Source organism: Brachyspira sp., assembly GCF_050873525.1.
In the GTDB taxonomy this organism is placed as follows: Bacteria; Spirochaetota; Brachyspiria; order Brachyspirales; family Brachyspiraceae; genus Brachyspira.
Genome location: NZ_JBNMIZ010000268.1, coordinates 1 through 3,103, shown reverse-complemented (window position 1 = coordinate 3,103; position 3,103 = coordinate 1). Strand labels below are relative to the sequence as shown.

The following is a 3,103-nucleotide window of genomic DNA, read 5'->3' as shown; positions in this document are numbered from 1 at the left end:
TTAGGAAAAAATATAATAATAGAGCCTTTTAATAGAAGTCAGTTAAATTCAAACAGTTATAATGTTAGACTGCATAATAAACTTTTGGTATATAAAGAAAAAACTTTGGATATGAAGAAACCAAACGAAGCTAAAGAAATAATTATTTCGGAAAACGGTTTTAAATTAGAACCGAACGAATTATATTTGGGCAGAACTTTGGAATATACGACTACAAAAAATTTCGTTCCAATGATTGAAGGACGTTCTTCCATCGGCAGACTTGGAATTTTTATTCATATAACGGCGGGATTCGGCGATGTGGGATTTTCGGGTTATTGGACTTTGGAAATATTTTGCATCAAACCGATAATAATTTATCCTAATGTTGAAATCGCTCAATTATATTATCATACGATTGACGGAGAATATGAAGAATATAGCAGCGGTAAATATCAAAACAATACAGATGTTCAGCCGAGCATGTTATATAAAGATTTTCTAAAATAATTTATAATTCAAAAAATGAAAAAAGAAAAAAATAAATTAGTTTCAAATCTTGAAGAAATATATAAAAACTCCGTTATAAGAAAATGCAAAGTCGAAGAAAATATTGAAGCAATCAGACTTGACAGATATTTGGGAAACAGATTTTCTTATTATACAAGAAGCAAATGGCAGGATTTAATAGGACAAGGTTTGGTATTGGTAAACGGAAAAAGAATAAAATATACGCGGGAGATAAAAAAAGGAGACGAAATTATTTATCATCTCATCGGATTAAAAGAACCCGATATTGATAAAAATATTCAAATAATTTACGATGACGGAGATTTGATTATCGTAAATAAACCAGCGAATTTGCCCGTTATTCCTTCGGGAAAATATTATTATAATACTTTGCATACGATAATGAAAGAAAATCTTAACTGCAATATAAATATGCTAAACAGAATAGACAGAGAAACGAGCGGCTGCGTTGTTCTTTCGAGAGGACATGAATTGGCTTCAAAATTTTGCGCAATGCATTCTAAAAACAATTCTAAAAATAAAATAAAAAAGACTTATATTGCAATAGTCGAAAACGCAAAAAATATTGAAGAAAATTTTACGGTTGAAGGATATATGGAAGAAATAGGAAATCCTTTTTATAGAAGATATCAAATTCTTCATAAAATTTCTAAAAACATAAAACCAAACGAAAATTTAAAATATTCAAAAACGAAATTTAAAACTATAAAAAAATTCGGAGATTATGCAATCGTAATGGCAAGATTATATACGGGAAGAATGCATCAAATAAGAGTTCATTTGCATTCGCTCGGACTTTATATGGTTGGCGATAAAATATACGGAAAATACGGTCCCGAAGTTTTTAATTCTTTTATTAAAAAAAGCGTTATTCCGAAAGATTTTTTTGTTAGACAGGCATTGCATTCTTATAAACTTGAATTTAATCATCCTCTGACGAATAAGCGAATAAAAGTAAAAGCGCCTTTGCCTGATGATTTGAAAGAATTTATTTCGAAAATAAAAACTGCTAATTTATAATATTTCCGTTTTTAATTATAAATATATTTTCTCCGTCTGAAATTATGGAAATAGCGGATTCCGATTCTTCGTTAATATCCGAAACAAAATCATATCCTCCGAATTCTCTTCTTCTTGAATTTTCTTTATCCAAAATAAAATAATAATATTTTCCGAGTCGCTCGCCCGTAAACGCGAAAGATTCTCCGACAAACTTAAAAGAGATTATATTATTATAAGCGGGACTTTCAAAATCGTCAGCAAAAATATATTCTCTAGCTCCTCGAACAGCGTTATAAACTAAATTATTATTTGAAGAAAAATAAATTTCGTTTATATTATCAAAATCTTTATTCAATCTTTTTCCGTTTAATATGACAAAAGAAATTCCGTTAGTTTGAGCCGCATAAGAAAATATTTTAGAATCGTCAGAATATTTATATAAAAGAATATTATCGTAATTTGTAATCGTCTCCCCGCCGACATGAAAACTTAAATTTTCGTTCGTATCTATATCAATAAATACCAAAGTTTTTCCGTCTGGCGAAAAAGACATATTCGTTATTAAATCATATTCTCCAAAATTTCTTCCGTTCAAAATAAGGCTCGTCATTATATTTTCGTTGGTAATAAAATTGGTATATAATTCATCAATTTGTTCGGGCATAAAATTTGTAATAATATTCGTTATTGTCATAAGAGCGATTGTGTTCGATTGTCCTTTTACCGTTACTCCCTCTTCGTTCGTATAGACGCTAATATTCGATAAATTATAATTTGTGATAGTCGAAGTATTTGTAATTATTGAATCGCTTTCATTTGTAATAAAATCGTTCGTTTCAATAATCATATCAATTTCGGGCATTGGTTTAACTGCATAAGCATGAGTATTCGCGTCAAAATAAACAAAATCGTCAACTTTCAAAAATTTTTCGGTTTCGTTATTTGATATTATAAAATTTTCTTCTCCTTCAATGATATAAATAAGTTCGTTTCCATCGGCGGAATATTTCATTCTGTCGACTTTCCCGTCAATTTGTTTTTCTTCTCCGTTTATATTAATAAAATATTCTCCGTCTCTTAAATAAGAAAAAGCAAAATTATTATCGTTAATAATAGAACCGAATAATTCCGAGTATTCCGTCTGCCTCTCTCCGTTTATAATCGCAATTCCGTAATCGGTTAGTCGAGCAAATATTATAGAATTATTTCCCGAAAAAATACTTTTTTCTATAGAATCGAATTCCATTTCATTATCGCCGTAAATTAAAGTCCACATATCTTTTCCCGTTGAAGATTTTAACATTGTGGCAATTAAAGTATTATTTGGAAGTATTCTAATTATTCCCGCGTCTTTATATCCCGTTAATCTCGCGTCTTTATATAGAATATCGAAAGTTTTTTGATTATTCAAATCGCTTTTTTCTAAAATTACGGCATAATTATTTTCGTCTAAAATATATCCGTCTTTCAGTCTCTCGCCTCTTTGTAAAGTATATATTTGAGGAAAAGCCGAAACATTGATTAAAATAAAAGAAATAAAAAATATAAAAATTCTCATAAAATTCTCGCTTTATATTTATAATATTATTAT

3 protein-coding genes are annotated in these 3,103 nt (G+C 29.0%); 2 read left to right on the top strand and 1 reads right to left on the bottom strand.

Annotation, left to right across the window (positions count from 1 at the left end):
* Both dcd and ACR0QS_RS12375 read left to right on the top strand, forming a co-directional pair.
* On the top strand, window positions 1-489 hold a 489-nt coding region (dcd, locus tag ACR0QS_RS12380), incomplete at its 5' end, for a dCTP deaminase (RefSeq protein ID WP_432633760.1).
* 15 nt (window positions 490-504) lie between these two features.
* The gene (locus tag ACR0QS_RS12375; protein ID WP_432633759.1) at window positions 505-1,530 is read left to right on the top strand and encodes a pseudouridine synthase; all 1,026 of its coding nucleotides are present in this window, start codon (window positions 505-507) and stop codon (window positions 1,528-1,530) included.
* Here ACR0QS_RS12375 and ACR0QS_RS12370 read toward each other — a convergent pair.
* Window positions 1,520-3,070 carry a hypothetical protein gene (locus ACR0QS_RS12370; RefSeq protein WP_432633758.1) on the bottom strand — a complete coding sequence of 517 codons (1,551 nt, stop codon included), beginning with the start codon at window positions 3,068-3,070 and terminating at the stop codon, window positions 1,520-1,522. The two genes, ACR0QS_RS12375 and ACR0QS_RS12370, sit on opposite strands and share 11 nt — an antisense overlap.
* Window positions 3,071-3,103 lie beyond the last annotated feature (33 nt).